Below are 18,628 nucleotides of genomic sequence, written 5' to 3'. Positions count from 1 at the left end.
GCCTCGAAGGTTGTTTTGCATGCCAGCTTAGGAGGGTGGCTGGCTCACCAGACGAGCCAGTTAGGTTGGGTTGATCAGTGCTTTCCCTTGTTCATCGAAAATGCCGACTGTTCGTCGGCAGCTTCCCCAGCCAACGACTCAGTTTCTCGAACCCCTTCCTGCGCCAGCAAGAGGCCGATCCAGCGCAGCACCTCGGTGTCTTCCAGCTCCGCCCTGGACGGACGTGACGGCCAAGCGCTAACCCCGGGGATGGAACAGCGGGCAGCTACCGGCCAGCGTCGAGGGCGCGGCCACCGAGGCATCGAGGGCGTGCTCTTCCAGCATCTGCGCGTCGTTCCAGGGCGCCGAGCTGAAAACTTGTCCACGGCCGCGCCTCAACCTTCCAGCCGCAGCATCAGACGTGGTCCTCGAAGGAATTGAGCTCCAGCATGCGGCCATCGGCGTCGAGGTCGCCGGAGCTGCGGCCAGGGGCGCGTGATGCGTCCGGCGCGTGTCGCCGGGCCGGCTTCAGCTGCGGTGAGGCCGCTGGTTGGCGTAGCGCGGGGCGTCGACGACCACGCCGACGATGTCGTCCATCATGGCCTCGTCATCGGCGTCGTCCAGCACGGGCAAGTGATGAGGGTGGTAGCGCGAGGTGTCCAGGTGGCGCGGCTGCTTGGGCTGCAGCACCGGCCTGCGCTGGGGGTGATGCGCGTGCAGGTTGGCCGGCTCGGCGTAGGGGTCGGCGTGGCCGTTGCCGTGATGGTTGAAGGCACCTGCGTCCTGCCACAGGGGCAGCGGTTGCGAGAACTGGGCCCAGTCGGCGCCGGCTTCCTCGTCACCCAGGCCCATGCTGCTGGACATGCCGACACGTCGGCGCGCCGGGCTGGTGGCGGCGGGCGCGGGCAGCGGGCCGCGGGTCTGGCTGCTTTGCGGCACCAGCAGTTGCAGTTCGGCGATGCTGGGCAACTGGTCGGCCGCGCAGCGCAGGTAGCGCACGCGGCAGGCCGACAGCACGGCGTGCTTGATCTGCAGGCCGCGGGGCGTCGTGCCGCGTTCGCCCTCCAGGTCGATGGCAGCCAGCACGCGGCCGTTGGGGCTGCAGACTGCGAAGGTTACATGCGAGCTGCCCAGCAGGTCGAACCAGTAACGGACTTCCTTGGCCTCGTTGGGCTGGCAGAAGCGCACCAGTGGCAGCTTGGACAGCACGACGTGATGCGGCAATGCCTCGCGCAGCAGGCGGAAGATGCGGCGTTCATCCGTCGAGAACACCGGCCGCGCTGTGAGTGACCACTCTCCCGGGAGCCCGCGATTGGCGTACGCCGGGCGCCGCAGTGCCCATACCAGGCCGATGGCCAGGCCCAGCACGCAGGCGGCGAGCGCGGCAATCCAGTAGATGGCGTAGGGCAAGTCCATTGCGGAAGTTCGGCGGCGTTGTCGCCGACCCGGCGGCGCTTCGCGGCCAATGTAGCGTAATCAGGTTACAAGGCATCACTCGCTATTCCCGAGTCCCCCGGGGGTGAGGGGTCTGAGAGATCGGGTGCCGTTGCGGCAGCTGCTACTGCTTGGCGGCGCGACCCGAGGCGTCGAAGTGCGACTTGACCTCGGCGACGCTGTCGACGAAGTCGCTCAGCACCCGTGCCTGGCGCTTGAACTGGAAATCCAGCTCTCCCAGGTGGCGCTCCAGCGCCTGCTCGACCTGCGAGCCGACCGTGTCCGGCGGCAGGCGCAGCCAGGCTTCCGACTCGCCGCCATCTCGCTCCACGCTCGCGCCAGCAGCGGCTGCGATGCGCAGCATCGGGCGGTTCTCGCTGAGTGCGTGGATGAACATCGTGTCGATGCCGCGGTTGCGCGCATGCAGCGCGGCCGTGTCGAACAAGCGCCGCCCCAGGCCGTGACCGCGCGCCTCGTCCAGCACCGACACGCCGAATTCCGCCATCCGGCGGTGGGACGGGCCCGGAAGCGGCTGGGCATACGCCAGATGGGCCAGCGCCACCAGCTGCAGCCGGCGATTGAAGATGCCCAGCACCTCGTCGCGCGCGAAGTCGATGCCTTGGGCGTACTTGCGGATCTGCTCGTCCGACGCGGCATAACCGAAGCGCAGGTAGCGGTCTCGCTCGGACAGCGAGAGCAGGTGATCGACGATGCGGCGGCGGTGGCGGCGGGCCAGTGAGCGGATGGGCACCCAGGTCGACAGCCTTTCCCATGCCGCACGGGCGCCGGCCAGCGGCTGGGGGCCTGGCTTCGAGGCTGCGGGGGCAGGCGGCTTTGCGGGCCGAGGGTCGGGTCCCAGTGGCGACAGTCCCTCGTCCCAATCCGTGTCGGAAGGGGCCGGAGCAGCAGAGGGTGGTCGTTTGACGGGCATGGCGCGGTGGGTTTGTGGCTAGGTTAACGCCTCGGGGCATTCCAATCCATGGGCGTCACTGCTACACTCGCGGGCTTTTCCGTCAAAAGGCTGCGGGAAAGAAACTGAAGCGCACGTCTGTCAATGCAGGTGCGCTGCGCCGAGAGGTTGTGCAACAGACACAGCACCGAGGCCAGTCGAAGTTCAGCCACCCATTGCCGGTTCTTTTTTGAGCCGGCCAATCGAAAGTAACTCATGAAGACCTTCAGCGCCAAGCCGGCCGAGGTGACGCACGAGTGGTTTGTGATTGACGCCACCGACAAGGTGCTCGGACGTGTTGCCAGCGAAGTGGCACTCCGTTTGCGCGGCAAGCACAAGGCCATTTATACGCCTCACGTGGACACCGGTGATTTCATCGTCATCGTCAACGCCGAAAAGCTCCGTGTCACGGGCAACAAGGCCACCGACAAGGTGTACTACCGTCACAGCGGCTTCCCCGGCGGCATCTACGCCACGAAGTTCAAGGACATGCAAGCCAAGCACCCCGGCCGCGCGCTGGAAAAGGCCGTCAAGGGCATGCTGCCCAAGGGCCCGCTCGGTTACGCCATGGTGAAGAAGCTGAAGGTCTACGCAGGTCCGACGCATCCGCATACCGCCCAGCAGCCCAAGGCTCTCGAGATCTAAGGAACGGCCATGATCGGAAACTGGAATTACGGTACGGGCCGTCGCAAGTCGTCGGTCGCTCGCGTCTTCATGAAGAAGGGCACGGGCCAGATCATCGTCAACGGCAAGGCCATCGACGTCTACTTCGGTCGTCAGACCTCCATCATGATCGCCAAGCAGCCCCTGCTGCTGACGAACAACGGTGAAGCGTTCGACATCAAGGTGAACGTGCATGGTGGTGGCGAGTCCGGCCAAGCCGGCGCGCTGCGCCTGGGCATCACCCGCGCACTGATCGACTATGACGCGACCCTGAAGCCCGAACTGAGCCGCGCCGGCTTCGTCACGCGTGACGCGCGTGAAGTCGAACGTAAGAAGGTCGGTCTGCACGGCGCCCGTCGCCGCAAGCAGTTCAGCAAGCGTTAATTTCTGCGCTTGGACACAAAAGGCCGCTCGAAGCGGCCTTTTGTTTTTGCGCGGACAATCCATCTATTCGTTTCTGGACAGATTCACAGGAGCCCGCCATGAGCGCCGTGCTTGATACCCTCCCCACCGACATCCCCGTGCCCCTGGTCTTCACCGACAGCGCCGCCGACAAGGTGCGCGACCTGGTGGCCGAAGAAGGCAACCCGGACCTGAAGCTGCGTGTGTTCGTGCAGGGTGGTGGCTGCTCCGGCTTCCAGTACGGCTTCACGTTCGACGAGGCCGTCAACGAAGACGACACGCAGATGCAGAAGAACGGCGTGACGTTGCTGATCGACTCGATGAGCCTGCAGTACCTGACGGGTGCCGAGATCGACTACAAGGAAGACCTGCAGGGCGCTCAGTTCGTCATCAAGAACCCGAACGCAACGACCACTTGCGGTTGCGGATCGAGCTTCTCGGTTTAAGAAACTAGGCGGGGTGCAGCGCCCCGAGGACCCGGAGCCCCGAGGCTCCCGTGACGGCCGGCAGATTGCCCGGCCGTTTTTCTTGGAAGCACTGCGCCAGCCAGGCAAAGGCGGCGGCCTCGACCTGATCGACCGGCAGACCGTGCGCCACGCTGCTCTGGAGGGCGACGCGGGGCAGCAGTTCAGCCAGGCGCTGCATCAGGCGGCCGTTGCGGGCGCCGCCGCCACAGGCGATCAGCGTCGTGGCGCCAGGCATCTGCGCTTGCAGGGCGTCGGCCACGCTGCGGGCGGTCAGCTCCAGCAAGGTCGCCTGCACGTCCGCCGGCACCAAGCCCGGTGTCAGCTGGGCATCCAGCCAGTCGAGGTGGAAGAGGTCGCGGCCCGTGCTCTTGGGTGGCGCGAGTGCGAAGAAGGGTGCGGCCAGCAGCGCCGCCAGCAGTGGCGACAGCACCTGCCCGCTGGCCGCCCAGGCGCCGTCGGCGTCGAATGCATGGCCCTGGTGGCGGGCAATCCAGCCATCCAGCAGACAGTTGGCCGGGCCGGTGTCGAAGCCGCCCGTGCGGCCGTCGGCGAACAGCAGGCTGAGGTTGGCAATGCCGCCGAGGTTCAGGACTGCCACGTCGCGCCCTGCAACGCCGAACACCGCGCGGTGGAAGGCCGGCACCAGCGGTGCGCCCTGGCCGCCTGCGGCGACGTCGCGGCTGCGGAAGTCGCAGACGACGTCGATGCCTGTCTGCTCCGCCAGCAGGGCGCCGTTCAACAACTGGGTGGTGTAGCCATCGAATCCGCCTGGGCGGTGGCGCACAGTCTGGCCGTGGGCGCCCAGCGCGGCGATCTGGTCCCGGCGTGTGCCGCTGGCTTCCAGCAACTGGGCGGTGACATCGGCGTAGCTGCGCGCGACACCATTGGCGGCCAGTGCGGCGCGGTGCAGTTCGTCGGCGCCCGGGGTGTTCAGCGCCAGCAACTCATCGCGCAGCGCGGCAGGGAAGGGGGCGTGCACGTGGCCTTGCACGGCCTGGCCGTCGAAGAGCACGGCATCGACGCCGTCGAGCGACGTGCCCGACATCAGCCCGATATACAGGGCCGCCACCGGCTTACTCGGCGGCGGTGACGCCATCCATCGTTTCCGCGACGGCCAGCTGGGTTTTGATGCTTGCAACTGTCTGCTGGAACTGCGCCTTGGCGTAGCCGGGCAGCGTGACGGCTTCGGAGGCCTTGGCAATGATGCGTGGGTCCATGTGGCGGCCACCGACGCGGAACTCAAAGTGCAGATGCGGCCCGGTGGCCCAGCCAGTGGCACCCACTGCGCCGATGCGCTGACCTTGCTCGATGCGCTGGCCCTTCTTCACGTCGATCTTGCTCAGGTGGGCGTAGACCGTGGTGCGGTCGCCGCTGTGGCGCACGTGCACGACGTTGCCGAAGCCGTTCTGCCAGCCCGCGATATCGACGACCCCGTCACCCACGGTGCGCACCGCCGTGCCGGTGGGCGCGCCGTAGTCGGTGCCGTTGTGCTGGCGCCAGGTCTTGTGGATGGGGTGAAAGCGCATCGCGAAACCGCTGGTGACGCGCGAGAACTCCATCGGGCTGGCCAGGAAGCTGCGGCGCTTGCTCTGGCCGTCGAAGCCGTAGAAGCTGGCCTTGCCGGTGGCGCTGTCCTTGAAATAGACCGCCGAATAGGTCTTGCCGTTGTTCGTGAACTCGCCAGCCAGCAGGCGGCCGGCGCCGCCGTCCCAGCTGACGGGTTCGCCGTCGGCGGTGAGCGTCTCGTAGACGACGCTGAAGCGGTCGCCCTTGCGCAGCTCGCGGTGGAAGTCGATGTCGCCCGAGAACATGTCGGCCATCTGCGAGGCGATGCTGTCGGGAATCTTGGCGTCGTCGGTGGCCGCGAACAGCGAGCTGCGGATGCTGCCGCTGCCCAGCGCAATCTGCGTCTGCAGCGGCACGGTCTCGGTGCGGGCCGTGAACTGGCTGCCGTCGCGCTCGATGCTCAGGCGTGTGAAATGACTGCCTTGCTGTTCCGACTTCTCCGCCGGGAAGCGCGCGACGATCTTCTGCACCTTGCCGCTCGAATCGGCCGTCACGTGCACCAGGCGGCCGGCGCGGCCCTGGAAGATGCGGCGCGCGGCGGGCTCGCTGCGCAGGAAGGCTGCGGCGGCCGGGTCGAAGGCGCCCGCGCGACGCAGCAGGCTGTCGGGCGTGTCGCTGGAGCGCGTGGCCTCCGAGCGGGTCAGGCCGATGCTGTAGGCGGACAGCTCGTCGAGCTGAGCCTCGATGTCGGGTGCGGCCAGCGTCTCGACGATGGTGCGCTTGGGCAGGGCGGCGGCGTCCGGGGCGTTCGGCGCAATGCCGAAAGCGGTCACTGCGAAGCAGCTCAGCGTGCCCACGACCGAGGCGGTCAGCGCCCGAGGATGTTTGGCGGCGAAGGTTTCTGCACCCTTCTTGGCGCTGTTGAGCGCTGTTCGCAGCTGAATGAGACGTTTCTGAACTTCGGTCACGCTCGGCATCCCGGGGTTGTCGCTGGGGCAATCCCGGCCAGGCCGGTTCCACGCGAGGCCGCATCGCTGCGCGGCCTTAAAATCCATGTTCGGTTGTGTTCAAGCAACACCCCCGATTCGAAGGGTGAATTCTAACGGCGTTGTCCTACTTTGGATGCCGGTTAACCCCGACAGATCAACAACTTAACAATTTCGTTCGTCTTGTTGCCGAACGCGCCGTGCCATGTCCGACGCTGCTCAATTTCCCGTCACTGACGCCGTCCTCGAAGCGCTGGCCATCACGCGCCGCGGCGTGGACGAACTGCTGCCCGAGGCGGAATGGACGAAGAAGCTCGCCCGCTCGGCCGCGACTGGGGTGCCGCTGCGCATCAAGCTGGGCCTGGATCCCACGGCGCCCGACATCCACGTCGGCCACACGGTGGTGCTGAACAAGATGCGCCAGTTGCAGGACCTGGGCCACCAGGTCATCTTCCTGATCGGTGATTTCACGTCGCTGATCGGCGATCCGTCGGGGCGCAACGCCACGCGGCCGCCGCTGACCCAGGAGCAGATCCAGGCCAACGCCGAGACCTACTACGCGCAGGCCCGGCTGGTGCTGGACCCGGCGCGCACCGAGATCCGCTACAACTCCGAGTGGAGCGAGCCGCTGGGCGCGGCCGGCCTGATCCAGCTGGCGGCCAAGTACACCGTGGCACGCATGATGGAGCGCGACGACTTCACGAAGCGCTTCGCGGCGCAGACGCCGATCTCGGTGCACGAGTTCCTCTACCCGCTGATGCAGGGCTACGACTCGGTGGCGCTGAAGTCCGACCTCGAACTGGGCGGCACCGACCAGAAGTTCAACCTGCTGATGGGCCGCCACCTGCAGCAGGAATACGGCCAGGAGCCGCAGTGCATCCTGACCATGCCGCTGCTGGAGGGGCTGGACGGCGTCGAAAAGATGTCCAAGTCCAAGAACAACTACATCGGCATCACGGAGCCGGCCAACAGCATGTTCGCCAAGATCCTGTCGATCAGCGATGTGCAGATGTGGAAGTGGTATGAGCTGTTGTCGTTCAAGTCCCTGGCTGACATCGCGGCGCTGAAGGCCGAGATCGAGGGGGGGCGCAACCCGAAGGACGCCAAGGTCGCACTGGCCAAGGAGATCACGGCGCGCTTTCACAGCGCCGCAGCGGCAGAGGCGGCTGAGCAGGACTTCATCAACCGTTCCAAGGGCGGCATCCCCGACGACATTCCCGAAGTGCAGCTGACCGGCGCACCCATGGGCATCGCGCAGGTGCTGAAGGCAGCCGGTCTGGTCGCGTCCACCAGCGAGGGCCTGCGCATGGTCGAGCAGGGTGGCGTGCGCCGTGCGGGCGAGGTGATCTCCGACAAGGGCGTCAAGCTGGACGCCGGCGAGCACGTGCTGCAGGTCGGCAAACGCAAGTTCGCGCGGGTGGTGCTGGCCTGACCGGTCGCACGCCGCGCACCGGACGCTCGAAGCCCTCGGTCACCGGCGTGCCGGCGCCGGCAAGCGCCTGAGGCTCAGGCGGGGGTGCGCGCGCGCCGCTTGTCGGCGTACATCTGCTCGTCGCTGCGGCGCAGCAGCGCCTGCATGGTTTCGCCCTGGCGGCCCTGCTCCACGCCGATGCTGATGCTGACCTCCAGCCCCGGCGCAAGCGCGTGCCAGGCGTAGTCGCGCACCGCCTCCTTCATGCGCAGGCAGATCTGTTGTGCCAGCGGCAGCGTCGCCTGGCCGAACAGCACGACGAACTCGTCGCCCGCCAGCCGCGCCACGAAATCGCTGGTGCGCACCGAACGGGACAGCACGTCGGCAACGATCCGTAGCACCTGGTCGCCCACGGGGTGCGAGAACGTGTCGTTGATGTGCTTGAAGCGGTTGACGTCGATGAGCGCCATGCAGGCGGGCGCGTCGTCGCCGTTGGCGGCGGCGCGGCGCGCGGCGAGCTGGCGGTCCAGCGCGCGCCGGTTCGGGATGCGCGTGAGACTGTCCTGCAGCGACAGCTGCTCCAGCATGCGCGAGCGGGATTCGAGGCGCACGATCTGGTCGGCCGAGGCGCGCGCCTGCAGCTGCCATTCCTGTGCGCGGTCGCGGCTGTCCAGGGCTTCGAGGCGCAGTGACTGCTCGCGCTGGTGGAGCTGGCGCAGCGCATCGGCCTCCGCGCGGCTGTCGCTCTGCACCCGGGCCAGCGTGGCCACCATCAGATGGCCCAGGCAGGCCAGCGATTCGTGCTCCGCTTCCGCCGCGGCGGCCACCATCTCATGGCCAAGCGCCATCGCCAGGGCCACATCGCCGCAGCACCATGCCGCCTCCATCTCCAGCCAGCGCCGCAGGGCGGTCAGCCAGCTGACGCTGCCATGGCTGGCGTCCCAGGCATCACACCACATCAGCGCCGCGGCCATGGACTGAGCGTCGCCCGACCACGCAGCGGCCAGGCCTTGCAGCAGGTGAAGCAGCGTGCGCGTGGTCGCCGTCATGCCGGGCAGCAAGCCTTCGTCACCATGGCGCTCGATCATCTCGGCACAGTCTGTCAGCCGGTCGTTCAGCTTGCCGAGGGCCGGTGTCGTGCCGGTCTGAAAGCGCAGCGCCGCGTGCCGCACGGCTTCCAGGAGCGCCAGGTTCATCAGCGGCTGCAGCGGGCTGGCAGTGGGCTCGTCGGCATGCACCAGGTCGGCAGACCGTTCGAAGGCGGATTCCGCCCGCGCGAAGTCCCGGCTCCACAGCAGCGCCGTGCCCAGGTAGTTGTAGGCCAGCGGTTGCAGGTGCGAGGGCGGCAATCCCTCCGACAGCGTGACGGCGAGGCGGGCGCTCTCGACGGCTTCGTCCAGGCGGCCCAGGCTGCCGGCGGTGTGTGACAGGGTCGTCAGCGCCATGACTTCGCCGGCGAGGTCCTGCCCTTGCCGCAGCAAGTGAACCGCGGACAGGCTGTTGCGATGCGCGCGTCGCAGCTGTGAGCGCAGCCGGTCGCAATCCGCCAGGCAGGCCAGCGCCCGCCCTTCGTCCAGCGTGTCACGGCTGCTCTGGGCGGCTTTCAGGACCTGCCGTGCCAGGTAGGTCGCTTGCTCCACTTCGCCCACCTCCAGCGCCTCGTGGGCGCGGTGCAGCGCGATGTCTTCGTTGCTCTGTGTCACCGGTGCCCCTCCTCGGGCGTCGCTGTGCGCACCGCGCGGCGTTGCTCAGGCGGCGTCACGCCCGCTATGGTGACGGGTACGCCAGGGCTTGCGGCGGCGGCGGCCGTGCAGCAGGCCGCTCGAGCGTTGATTGCTGCACGGTGCGCCGCAGGGCTGCGCGCGTTCAGGGCCTGACCGGCCGGGGGTAAGCGCCCGGCTTCACCACCGGCACGGGCGCCTCGGCGATTCTCTGCTTCAGCGTCGCGATGGCCGCCTCCAGCTGCGCATCCTGGCCCAGGAAGGTCGCGCGCGGCGGGTTGTCGACGTCGATGTCGGGCTTCACGCCGATGCCTTCGATCAGGAAGCTGCCGTCGGGTGCCAGCTGGCCGGACTCGGCCGCCCGCATGATGCCGTTGTCGATGAGCCGGTTGCCGTCGGACAGCCACACGCCCGCGCCCGAACTCCGCTTGCCGATGACCGGGCCCAGCTGCAGACGCTTGAAGCCTTCGGCGAAGGTCTCGCCGTCCGAGTAGGTGTCCTCGTTCATCAACACGACCGTGTGACCGCGCCAAGCGTTCTGCATGTTGGGGTAGGTTGCGGTGCCGGCCGGCGAGCGCGGCTGCCAGAAGGCCCAGGCGCGGCGCAGCAGCTTCTCCAGGATCCAGCTGTCGATGTTGCCGCCGTTGTTGTAGCGCACGTCGATGATGAGACCGTCACGCTCGCCGGCGGCGTAGAACTCGCGCACGAAGTCGGCGATGTCGGCTGCGCCCATCGCGCGCAGGTGCACATACCCGATGCGTCCCTGGCTCGCCTGCTCCACTGCGCGGGCGCGGCCGACGCGCCAGTCGTTGTAGCGCAGCTGGTTCTCGCGCAGCTGCGCCACCGGCGTGACGATGCGTTGCACCGCCTTGCCGCGCGCCTGCTTCACGTCCAGAAGCACCTGGCGCCCGGCCTGGCCGCGCAGCAGTTCCAGGAGGTGCGGTGCCTGCGTCGTCGGGCGGCCGTTGATGGCCGTGATGACGTCGCCCACCTTCAGTCCCAGGCCGGCCGCGGCCAGCGGCGGCGCCTCGGACGGCAGCTCGGCGTCATGCGCATAGATCGCGTCGATGCGCCAGCCGTCGGCCACCTTGGAGAAGCGCCCGCCCAGGCCGGCAAGCCCCGGCACCTCGCCGGCATCTCGCGTGTCGCCGGGGCCCACCTGGCTGTGCAGCGCGCCCAGCTCGGCCACCATCTGCGCCATCAGCTCGGCCAGCTCGAAACGGTCGGTCACGCGGTCCACCAGCGGCTCGTACTTGGCCCGCACGGCGGTCCAGTCCACGCCGTGCATGTCCTTGTCGTAGAAGTGGTCGCGGTGCATGCGCCACGCGTCGGCAAACATCTGTCGCCACTCGGCGCGCGGCTGCGTGGCGATCTGCCAGTCGCTCCAGCGCACCTGCAGCTTGGCGAGGTCGGCGGGCAGCTTGGGCGCGGCCTCGACGATCAGCACCTCGGGCGCGCCCTGGCCCTGGTTGCGCACCAGCATCAGCTTCTTGCCGTCGGCGCTGAGGTCGTAGGTGCGCACGTCGTGGGCCAGGATCTCGGCCGGGCCGCCCTGGTTGTCGATGGCAATGGACTTCAGCTGCGTCTTGCGATCCAGGTCGGTGTCCATGAACCACAGGCGCTTGCCGTCGACCTTCAACGCGCGGTAGTTGCCGGCCGGCGTGGGCAGCTCGTACAGGCGAGCGGCGAGGCCGTCGAAGACGATGGCCGGCTTGCCCTTCTTCTCGGGCGCAGCGGCCTTCTTGGCGTCCTTGGGGTCCTTCGCGTTCTTGTCGTCGGGCTTCTCGGTCGGGTCCTTGGCGATGGCCTTGCGGTCTTCGGTGCGCTGCTCGTCGGCCTTCTTGTCGCTGGCCGACTCCAGCTCGTCCTTGGGCGCGAACGGCGAGCGCAGGCCCGGCTGCAGCGCCAGCGCATAGAGCTTGCTGCGAAAGCCGAAGAACGGACCGGTGTTGCGGTCGCCCCACGGGCTGGGGTTGCCGGTGGCGACGAAGTTGCGCGCCGACGCGAAGTACAGCCACTGGCCATCGGGGCTGAAGGCGGCACCGTCGACGTCGAAGCGGTCGCTGGTCAGCGTGTGCGTGCGGTTCTCGGCGATCTGGTGCAGCTGCAGCTGGCTGCGGTCGCCGTGGCGCAGCGGCACGGTCCACGCCAGCGCGTTGCCGTCGGCGCTGAAACCCTGCAGCAAGGGCGCGTCGTTGTACGTGCCGCGGGCGATCTCGCGGGTGGCCCGGGTCTTCAGGTCGGTCAGCCAGACGTGGCCTTCCTTGTCGGTGTGGGCCAGCCAGCGGCCGTCGGGCGACACCAGCAGGTCGCGGCGCTGCGTGACCTTGCCGTTGGGCGCGCCGTTCGTGATCTGCTCCGGCTTGCCGGTGCCATTGGCTGCGAAGCGCCAGATCTCGGTCTCGCCGCTGAAGTCGCAGGTGGCGAACACGTGCTTGCTGTCGGCACTGAACTCGCCCTTGCGGCAGCGGCCGTCGGCCGGCTGCGGCAGCTCGGCGCGGCGCAGTTGCTGTACGCCCTGCGTGGCCAGGTGGCCGCGCGCGGCCAGCAGCACGCGCTCGCCGCTGGGGGCGAAGGACGTGTCGGTCAGGTAGTCCTGCGGTTTCTTGACCCAGCGCTCGCGCGTCTGGTCGAAGTCCCCGCCCAGCGCGATGGCCAGCTTGGCGGGTGTGCCGGGTTGCGCGAGGTCCGCGGTGTACAGGTCAGCGCCGAGCGCGTAGACCACACGGGTGCCATCGACGCTTGCGTGGCGGATGTCCCAGCCCTTGTGCTGCGTGTGCTGGCGCAGGTCGCCGCCGCCGGCGTCCACGCTCCACAGGTTGACCGAGCCGTCGCGGTCCGACAGGAACGCGATGCGCTGCTGGCCGCCGACCGCATACGGCATCGCGCGCCGGTCGTTGTTGCCCTCGGCCAGCAACGGCTTGGCCTCGGCGTTGCCGCCCAGATCGAGCGACCACAACCGGGAGATGGCGCCGCCGCGGTACTGGCGCGCGTTGTCGCTGCGCAGGCCGCTGCGCGTGAAGTACAGCGTCCTGCAGTCGGCGCTCAGCGCGCCGTCGCTGGCCTGCCCCACAGGCAGCTGGCGGCGCTGGCCGGTCTGCACGTCCAGCGCGAACAGCTGGGCGCCGGGGCGCGCCTCCAGGCTGGTGTAGATGACCTCGCCGGCGGCGCTGAAGCCCCACACGCGCATGCCGCCGCCTTCCCAGGTCAGCCGCTTCGGCGGCCCGCCCGTCGTGGGCATCAGGTAGATCTCGGTGCCGCCGTCGTACTGGCCGGTGAAGGCCACCCAGCGGCCATCGGGCGACACGGCGGGCTGGCTCTCCTGGCCGGGGTGCGTGGTCAGCCGCAGCGCGTCGCCGCCCTGCGCGCTGGCGCGCCAGAGGTCGCCCTCGGCGACGAAGTAGACCTGCGCGCCCTGCAGCGCGGGCTGGCGGTAGAAGCCTTGGGTGCCGGCCCAGGCGCTGGTGGCGCTGGCCGTGCACAGGGCCGCGGCGAGCGCGGCGAGGGGCAGACGGGGCATGGGTTCTCCTCGAAGTGCGCGATTGTGAAGCGCGCGAGCGGCCGGGCGAGAGGTCACACCCCGCGCTCGGTGGGCTTCGGTCTCAGAGGGCCGCGATGCCCATCGCGACCTGGCCGGCCGGCACGTGGGCGGCCGCGCTTTCGACATGACCCGCCTGATCGTCGAAGAAGAAGTCGGGTTCGAACTCGCGCAGGAATTCGCCTTTGGCCAGGCCGCCGAGGAACATCGCCTCATCGACCCCGATCTGCCAGTCCATCAGCGTGCGGATGGCACGTTCGTGGGCGGGCGCGCTGCGCGCGGTGACCAGTGCCGTGCGGATGCGCAGCCCGGGCGACTGCTGCAGGCGGTGCAGCGCCTGCAGCACCGGCTTGAACGGGCCGGCCGGCAGCGGCTGGTGGGCGCGCGTGCTTTCGTGGGCTTGGAAGGCGGCCAGGCCGTCGCGCTGGAACACCTGTTCCGCTTCGTCCGAGAACAGCACGGCGTCGCCGTCGAAGGCGATGCGCAGCTCGTCCGGGTGCTCGCACGAGGCTCGCGCCGCGTGCGGCATCACGCGCGCCGCGGCCACGCCGGCGGCCAGCGCCTGGCGCACGTCGGCCTCGTTGGCCGACAGGAACAGCTGCGCCGACAGCGGCTTCAGGTAGCGCCATGGCGACGCGCCGCGCGTGAACACGCCGCGCTCGATCGGCAGGCCGTAATGCCGGGCGGAGCGGAACACGCGCAGCCCCGATATGGGGTCGTTGCGCGACAGCACGACCACCTCCACCAGCGGCGGCCCGCCGGCGTTGAAACCGAGCAGCTTCTGCACCAGCGAGAACGCGACGCCGGGCCGGGCTGGCTCGTCCAGCAGCCGCTGCTGCAAAGCCATGTAGGCGTGGTCGTCCTCGGCCTCGAAGACACCGTTCTCGGCCTCGAAGTCGAAGAGGGCGCGTGAGGAGATGGCGACGACGAGCTGTCCTGACAGGGTGGCGGGCATGCCAGCATTCTGACGGCTGCCCCACCATCCCCGGCCTCGGTGGCGCGGTGGACGACTTTCGTGACGCACTTGGCGATGCCTAGGGTTTTCACGGAAGGGGCACTGTCGCGAAACAGTCGGCCACGGGAACATGCACGGCTTTGCAACAAGGCTCGCCCCGGCACCGGCGGAGGGCTCCAGGGAGTTCCGTCATGTCCTCGACCTCATTCACCCGCAAGGGCTCCATCGGCCGCCGGCTCGCGCTGGTGCTGTCCGCCATCCTCGGCCTGCTGCTGTTCAGCAGTGCCGTGGCCGTCTGGCAGCTGCGCGCCGTGGGTGCCGAAATGGAGGACATGCTGGAGAACAGCCTGCAGGTGGAGCGTGCCGCGTCCGACTGGATGCGCAACACCAGCTCTGGTGTGCAGCGCGCCGCCGCCATCGCCAAGAGCACCGATCCGTCGCTGATCGAGTACTTCGCACCGGCCACCGCGGCAGCCATCAAGGAGACCACCGAGCTGCAAAAGCAGATCGAGGCGTCGCTGGACACGCCGGCCGAGCGCGAGCTGTTCGCCCGCATCGGCGAGCTGCGCAAGGCTTACCTGGCCTCGCGCGAAGAGGTCAGCAAAGCGAAGAAGGCCGGCGATGCCGAAGGGGCGGCCAAGCTGTTCGCCGAGAAGTTCGACCCGGCCTCCAAGAGCTATCTGGACGCGGTAGGCGAGCTGACCGCGAGCCAGCGTGCCGAGCTGGATCGCTCGGCCGCCAAGGTCGAGGCGCTGCGTTCGCGCACCGTCTGGCTGCTGGCGCTGTGCACGGGGCTGGCGCTGGGCGTTGGCGTCGTGCTGAGCGTGCTGCTGTCGCGCTCCATCACCGGCCCGCTGCGCGAGGCCGAGCGTTCGGCCCGCGCCATTGCCGACATGGACCTGACCGGCGAGCCGCAGCGCAGCTACCCCAACGACGAGACCGGCCAGTTGCTGCACGCCATCGACGCGATGCGCGAAGCGCTGCGCCGTGCGCTGCAGGACGTGCGCAGCGTGGTGGACAACATCTCCACCGCCAGCACCCAGATCGCCACCGGCAACATGGACCTCAGCGCCCGCACCGAGCAGACCGCCTCCAACCTGGAGGAGACCGCCAGCGCGATGGAGGAGTTGACCAGCACCGTGCGCCACAGCGCCGACTCCGCCGCGCAGGCCAACCAGCTGTCCACTTCCGCTGCGCATGTCGCGCGGCGCGGCGGCGAGGTGGTGGCCCAGGTCGTCACCACGATGAACGACATCCAGACATCGAGCAAGAAGATCGGTGACATCATCGGCACCATCGACGGCATCGCGTTCCAGACCAACATCCTGGCGTTGAACGCCGCTGTGGAAGCGGCGCGTGCCGGTGAGCAGGGCCGCGGCTTCGCCGTGGTGGCCGGCGAGGTGCGCACGCTGGCCCAGCGCTCGGCCGAGGCCGCGCGCGAGATCAAGACGTTGATCGGCGCCAGCGTCGACAGGGTCGAGGCGGGCACCCGCCTCGTCAGCGACGCCGGCAGCACGATGAACGAGATCGTCGAGAGCGTGCAGCGCGTGACCGACATCGTCGGCGAGATCAGCACGGCCTCCAACGAGCAGAGCCAGGGCATCGGCCAGATCAACGTGGCCGTGGCCGACCTGGACAAGATGACGCAGCAGAACGCGGCGCTGGTGGAAGAGTCCACCGCCGCAGCCGAAAGCCTGAAGGACCAGGCTGCCCGTCTCAGCGAGGTGGTGTCCACCTTCCGTCTGCGCTAACGCGCGGTCGCATCGACGGTCACTGTCGTGGCCCCGTGCGAAGGCCTAGGATGGGCGCACGGGAGCAAAAAGTTGAAGCGAAGACAATGTCTTGCGGCGTGCGCGTTGCTGGCTGGTCAGTCGACGGGGCACGCTTTGCGCTCTGTGGCCATCGGTTTCGACGAGGGCAGTCCGCCGACGATGTACCGAACCGTCAGCTCCGGTGTCGCCCAGGGCATCTACCCCGCGCTGGTGGGGGCGGCCTTTGCGGCCCTGGGGCATCCGTGTGAGCTACGCGCAGTCCCTTTCAAGCGGCTGCTCGCCGCGGTGGATGAGGGCCAGATGCTTGCAGGCGCCGTCATCCGCACGCCTGAGCGCGAGCAACGCTGGCTGTTCAGCCAACCCTATTTTGTCGAGCGACTCGCGGTATACACGCGGCGCGCGCCATTTCGCAGCCTGGGGGACCTGACCGGCAAGCGGGTTGGCGTCATCCGTGGATGGTCCTACGGCGAAGCGTTTGATACGGCCCGGCGCCTTGGTCGGTTCCAGTGCGAAGAGGTGGCGACAGACGCTCATAACTTCGCGAAGCTGCAGCGCGGCCGGCTGGACCATGTGGTGGTCACCGAGTTGGCAGGGCGCATGCTGTTGCAGCTGCGTGAGTTCAAGGGGGGGAACATCGTGGCGGGAGCGGTCGTCCTTGGGGCCACTCCCATCCATTTGGCCCTGCCTCGTGCCCTTGAGGGCGGTGCAAGTTTGTTGGCCGGCTTCAACGCCGCCACAGAGCAACTCAACAAGGATGGGATGGTTGATCTGCTGGTCGCCCGCGAAGTCGGCGTGACCGCCGAGATGGTGCGCGCGCAAGGCGCCTGATCCGGCCGCGCGCCTGGCCTACTTCACCCAGGTGTTGAGCTGAATGATCGGCAGCATCACCGCCAGCACGATCAGCAGCACCACGGCGCCCATCGCGACGATGAGCAACGGCTCCAGCAGCGTGGCGGCGGCCATCGAGCGGCGCTGCACCTCGGTGCCGAGCTGGCGCGCCGCGCGGCCCAGCATCTCGGGCAGCTCGCCGGTCTGCTCGCCCAGGCGCGCGAACATCGCGAGGATGCCGGGGAAGCGTTTCTTGCCTGCCAGTGCCGAGCCCAGCGGCGCGCCTTCGCGCACCTGCACCAGCGCGTCCAGCGCGTCGGCCCGCATCGCGTGGTTGGACAGCGTCTCGGCCGCGGCCTGCAATGCCTTCAGGATGGGCACGCCCGCACCCGCCAGCATGGCCAGCGTGCCGGCGAAGCGGGCGGCGTTGTAGCCGCGTGCCAGCCGCCCGAGCAGCGGCACGCCCAACACGCCGGCGTCGAAACGCCGGCGGAAGGCTGGCGCCTTCAGCGACTGGCGCAGCAGCACAGCCGCGACGGTCAGGCCGCCCAGCATCGCCCAGCCCCAGGTGCGCACGAAGTCGCTGAGGGCCAGCATCACCACCGTCAGCGTCGGCAGCGCCCGCTTGGAGCTGGTGAAGACGGTGGCGATCTGCGGCACCACGTAGGTCATCAGAAAGATGACGATGCACACCGAGATGAGAGACACGATGGCCGGATACGCGATGGCACCCAGCAGCTTGGCCTTCAGATCCTGGCGTTCCTCCAGGTCGTCGGCCAGCCGCTCCAGCACGCGGCCCAGCGCGCCGCTCTGCTCGCCGGCGGCGACGACGGCGCGGTAGACCTCGTCGAACTCGCGCGGCGCCGTGGCCAGCGCGCGTGCAAACGTCGAGCCGGCGTTGACCTCCGCCTTCAGCTGGCTGACCAGCTCGCGCTGCCGGCCATCCTCGCTCTCGTCGGCCAGCGCGGTCAGCGCGCGCTCGATGGGCAGGCCGGAGCCGACCAGACCCGCGAGCTGGCGCGTCCACACCGCCAGCGCGGTGGCGTTGAAGACGCGACGCACGAAGCGGCTGCCCTCCTGCGCGCCATGTTGCTGCACCTGCTCGATGGACAGCGGCGTCAGCCCCAGCGCGCGCACAGCGGCGCGCGCGGCCCGCGGGTTGTCGGCCTCGATCAGGCCGTTGTTCTGGCGGCCGGAGTCGGCGAGAGCTTCGTACTTGTAGGCAGGCATGGCGCGATTGTGCGGGCTGAGCGTTTCGCAAAAACCGGACATCGCCGAGGCCTCAAGGCGAGGGATTCCAGCGACGCGATACCGGCCAAGAATCGCGCACCTTCCCGGTCTGGAACCCACTCAAGAGGAGTCCTTCATGAAAGCCATGCTCATCATCCTGCTGACCGCCTGCGCCGTTCTGGCCAGCGTGACGGCCACCGCGGCGCCCATCGTCGCGGCCAACTCGGCGTACTCGGTGCTTCTCGCCGATGAGGGCGATTCAGCCCAGCTCGTGAACCAGGTCTTGCTGACGGGGCAGTTCGACGGCTCCAGCCAGAACTTCGTCGTCGGCGGGCAGAGCTTCACGCTGATCGAAGCCCAGTCGGACCTGGGCGGCGGGCGCCATTTGGTCCGCGTTGAGCTGTCGTCGGACAGCGACATGAGCCACGCCGTGCTCAACGGCGCAGGCGGCTTCTTCTACGGGCTGGGCTTCGATGGGAACAGCCTCGACTTCCTGGCCCCGGTGTATCTGGACCAGGCCGTCGTGTGGTTCGCGACGACCGCGGGCAACTACGTGAATGACCACCTGGCCAGCGACTACCGCAGCGAGTACTTCAGCGGCGCCTGGAGCGGCAACTTCGCGGCGCCAAACGAAGCCTTCGTCGTTCCGGGCGGCGAGGGCCTCGACATCCGTCGATTGAACTTCGACTTCTACGTGAGTGAATTGCCCGAACCCGGGTCGCTGGCACTGGTCACGCTGGCGCTGGTGGGCGCCGGTGCGGGAGCGCGCCGCCGCCGGCCGCGCTGA

15 protein-coding genes are annotated in these 18,628 nt (G+C 68.7%); 7 read left to right on the top strand and 8 right to left on the bottom strand.

Features of this window, described 5'->3' with window-relative positions; all coding sequences use genetic code 11:
• Positions 1–507: 507 nt before the first annotated feature.
• Together ACG02S_RS20380 and ACG02S_RS20375 are read right to left on the bottom strand one after the other, a co-directional pair.
• Entirely contained in the window at positions 508–1,395 is an 888-nt protein-coding gene (locus tag ACG02S_RS20380; protein WP_394472322.1) for a DUF2726 domain-containing protein, read from the bottom strand.
• Between the two features lie 142 nt (positions 1,396–1,537).
• Positions 1,538–2,164: a GNAT family N-acetyltransferase gene (locus ACG02S_RS20375; RefSeq protein ID WP_394472321.1), complete on the bottom strand. Its 627-nt coding sequence runs from the start codon at positions 2,162–2,164 to the stop codon at positions 1,538–1,540.
• A 414-nt stretch (positions 2,165–2,578) separates the two neighbouring features.
• Here ACG02S_RS20375 and rplM point away from each other — a divergent pair, with 414 nt between their 5' ends.
• The 3 genes from rplM (at position 2,579) to erpA (ending at position 3,873) form a co-directional block, all read left to right on the top strand.
• On the top strand, positions 2,579–3,007 hold the full coding sequence (gene rplM / locus ACG02S_RS20370) for a 50S ribosomal protein L13 (protein ID WP_056203159.1): 429 nt from the start codon (positions 2,579–2,581) through the stop codon (positions 3,005–3,007).
• A 9-nt stretch (positions 3,008–3,016) separates the two neighbouring features.
• A complete protein-coding gene (gene rpsI / locus ACG02S_RS20365) occupies positions 3,017–3,409 on the top strand; it encodes a 30S ribosomal protein S9 (protein WP_394472320.1) in 393 nt (130 codons plus the stop codon).
• Between the two features lie 98 nt (positions 3,410–3,507).
• Complete coding sequence (gene erpA, locus ACG02S_RS20360) at positions 3,508–3,873, top strand: iron-sulfur cluster insertion protein ErpA (protein ID WP_394472319.1); 366 nt, start codon at positions 3,508–3,510, stop codon at positions 3,871–3,873.
• 4 nt (positions 3,874–3,877) lie between these two features.
• Here the strand turns inward: erpA and ACG02S_RS20355 are convergent, their stop codons facing one another.
• Positions 3,878–4,990, bottom strand: coding sequence for an anhydro-N-acetylmuramic acid kinase (locus ACG02S_RS20355; protein WP_394472318.1), 1,113 nt, complete (start codon positions 4,988–4,990; stop codon positions 3,878–3,880).
• A complete protein-coding gene (locus ACG02S_RS20350; RefSeq protein ID WP_394472317.1) occupies positions 4,968–6,368 on the bottom strand; it encodes a M23 family metallopeptidase in 1,401 nt (466 codons plus the stop codon). Before ACG02S_RS20350 ends, ACG02S_RS20355 begins: the two co-directional genes overlap by 23 nt.
• Before the next feature lie 223 nt (positions 6,369–6,591).
• Between ACG02S_RS20350 and tyrS the strand changes: the two genes are divergently transcribed.
• Positions 6,592–7,818, top strand: coding sequence for a tyrosine--tRNA ligase (tyrS, locus tag ACG02S_RS20345; RefSeq protein WP_394472316.1), 1,227 nt, complete (start codon positions 6,592–6,594; stop codon positions 7,816–7,818).
• A gap of 74 nt (positions 7,819–7,892) precedes the next feature.
• Here the strand turns inward: tyrS and ACG02S_RS20340 are convergent, their stop codons facing one another.
• The 3 genes from ACG02S_RS20340 to ACG02S_RS20330 form a co-directional block, all read right to left on the bottom strand.
• A complete protein-coding gene (locus tag ACG02S_RS20340) occupies positions 7,893–9,500 on the bottom strand; it encodes a diguanylate cyclase (protein ID WP_394472315.1) in 1,608 nt (535 codons plus the stop codon).
• A gap of 163 nt (positions 9,501–9,663) precedes the next feature.
• On the bottom strand, positions 9,664–13,038 hold the full coding sequence (locus tag ACG02S_RS20335; RefSeq protein ID WP_394472314.1) for a S41 family peptidase: 3,375 nt from the start codon (positions 13,036–13,038) through the stop codon (positions 9,664–9,666).
• Between the two features lie 82 nt (positions 13,039–13,120).
• Positions 13,121–14,011, bottom strand: a complete 891-nt coding sequence (locus ACG02S_RS20330; RefSeq protein ID WP_394472313.1) for a 5'-nucleotidase — start codon at positions 14,009–14,011, stop codon at positions 13,121–13,123.
• Positions 14,012–14,202: 191 nt separating this feature from the next.
• Here ACG02S_RS20330 and ACG02S_RS20325 point away from each other — a divergent pair, with 191 nt between their 5' ends.
• Positions 14,203–15,762: a methyl-accepting chemotaxis protein gene (locus tag ACG02S_RS20325; RefSeq protein WP_394472312.1), complete on the top strand. Its 1,560-nt coding sequence runs from the start codon at positions 14,203–14,205 to the stop codon at positions 15,760–15,762.
• A 72-nt stretch (positions 15,763–15,834) separates the two neighbouring features.
• Positions 15,835–16,611: a substrate-binding periplasmic protein gene (locus ACG02S_RS20320; protein ID WP_394472311.1), complete on the top strand. Its 777-nt coding sequence runs from the start codon at positions 15,835–15,837 to the stop codon at positions 16,609–16,611.
• Between the two features lie 18 nt (positions 16,612–16,629).
• Here the strand turns inward: ACG02S_RS20320 and gspF are convergent, their stop codons facing one another.
• Positions 16,630–17,841 carry a type II secretion system inner membrane protein GspF gene (gene gspF / locus ACG02S_RS20315; RefSeq protein ID WP_394472310.1) on the bottom strand — a complete coding sequence of 404 codons (1,212 nt, stop codon included), beginning with the start codon at positions 17,839–17,841 and terminating at the stop codon, positions 16,630–16,632.
• Positions 17,842–17,977: 136 nt separating this feature from the next.
• Between gspF and ACG02S_RS20310 the strand changes: the two genes are divergently transcribed.
• Complete coding sequence (locus ACG02S_RS20310; protein WP_394472309.1) at positions 17,978–18,628, top strand: PEP-CTERM sorting domain-containing protein; 651 nt, start codon at positions 17,978–17,980, stop codon at positions 18,626–18,628.

The sequence above is a fragment of the Pelomonas dachongensis genome (assembly GCF_043555865.1).
GTDB lineage: Bacteria > Pseudomonadota > Gammaproteobacteria > Burkholderiales > Burkholderiaceae_C > Pelomonas > Pelomonas dachongensis.
Note: the sequence above shows the minus strand (reverse complement) of the source record. Positions and strands in the feature narration are given on the sequence as shown.

What these genes read in the sequence shown, in the direction of transcription:
- tyrS (WP_394472316.1), top strand. Translation starts at nt 6,592, where the DNA reads ATGTCCGACGCTGCTCAATTTCCCGTCACTGACGCCGTCCTCGAAGCG.
- gspF (WP_394472310.1), bottom strand. Translation starts at nt 17,841, where the DNA reads ATGCCTGCCTACAAGTACGAAGCTCTCGCCGACTCCGGCCGCCAGAAC.
- ACG02S_RS20330 (WP_394472313.1), bottom strand. Translation starts at nt 14,011, where the DNA reads ATGCCCGCCACCCTGTCAGGACAGCTCGTCGTCGCCATCTCCTCACGC.
- rpsI (WP_394472320.1), top strand. Translation starts at nt 3,017, where the DNA reads ATGATCGGAAACTGGAATTACGGTACGGGCCGTCGCAAGTCGTCGGTC.
- ACG02S_RS20380 (WP_394472322.1), bottom strand. Translation starts at nt 1,395, where the DNA reads ATGGACTTGCCCTACGCCATCTACTGGATTGCCGCGCTCGCCGCCTGC.
- erpA (WP_394472319.1), top strand. Translation starts at nt 3,508, where the DNA reads ATGAGCGCCGTGCTTGATACCCTCCCCACCGACATCCCCGTGCCCCTG.
- ACG02S_RS20355 (WP_394472318.1), bottom strand. Translation starts at nt 4,990, where the DNA reads ATGGCGTCACCGCCGCCGAGTAAGCCGGTGGCGGCCCTGTATATCGGG.
- ACG02S_RS20335 (WP_394472314.1), bottom strand. Translation starts at nt 13,038, where the DNA reads ATGCCCCGTCTGCCCCTCGCCGCGCTCGCCGCGGCCCTGTGCACGGCC.
- ACG02S_RS20310 (WP_394472309.1), top strand. Translation starts at nt 17,978, where the DNA reads ATGAAAGCCATGCTCATCATCCTGCTGACCGCCTGCGCCGTTCTGGCC.
- ACG02S_RS20325 (WP_394472312.1), top strand. Translation starts at nt 14,203, where the DNA reads ATGTCCTCGACCTCATTCACCCGCAAGGGCTCCATCGGCCGCCGGCTC.
- rplM (WP_056203159.1), top strand. Translation starts at nt 2,579, where the DNA reads ATGAAGACCTTCAGCGCCAAGCCGGCCGAGGTGACGCACGAGTGGTTT.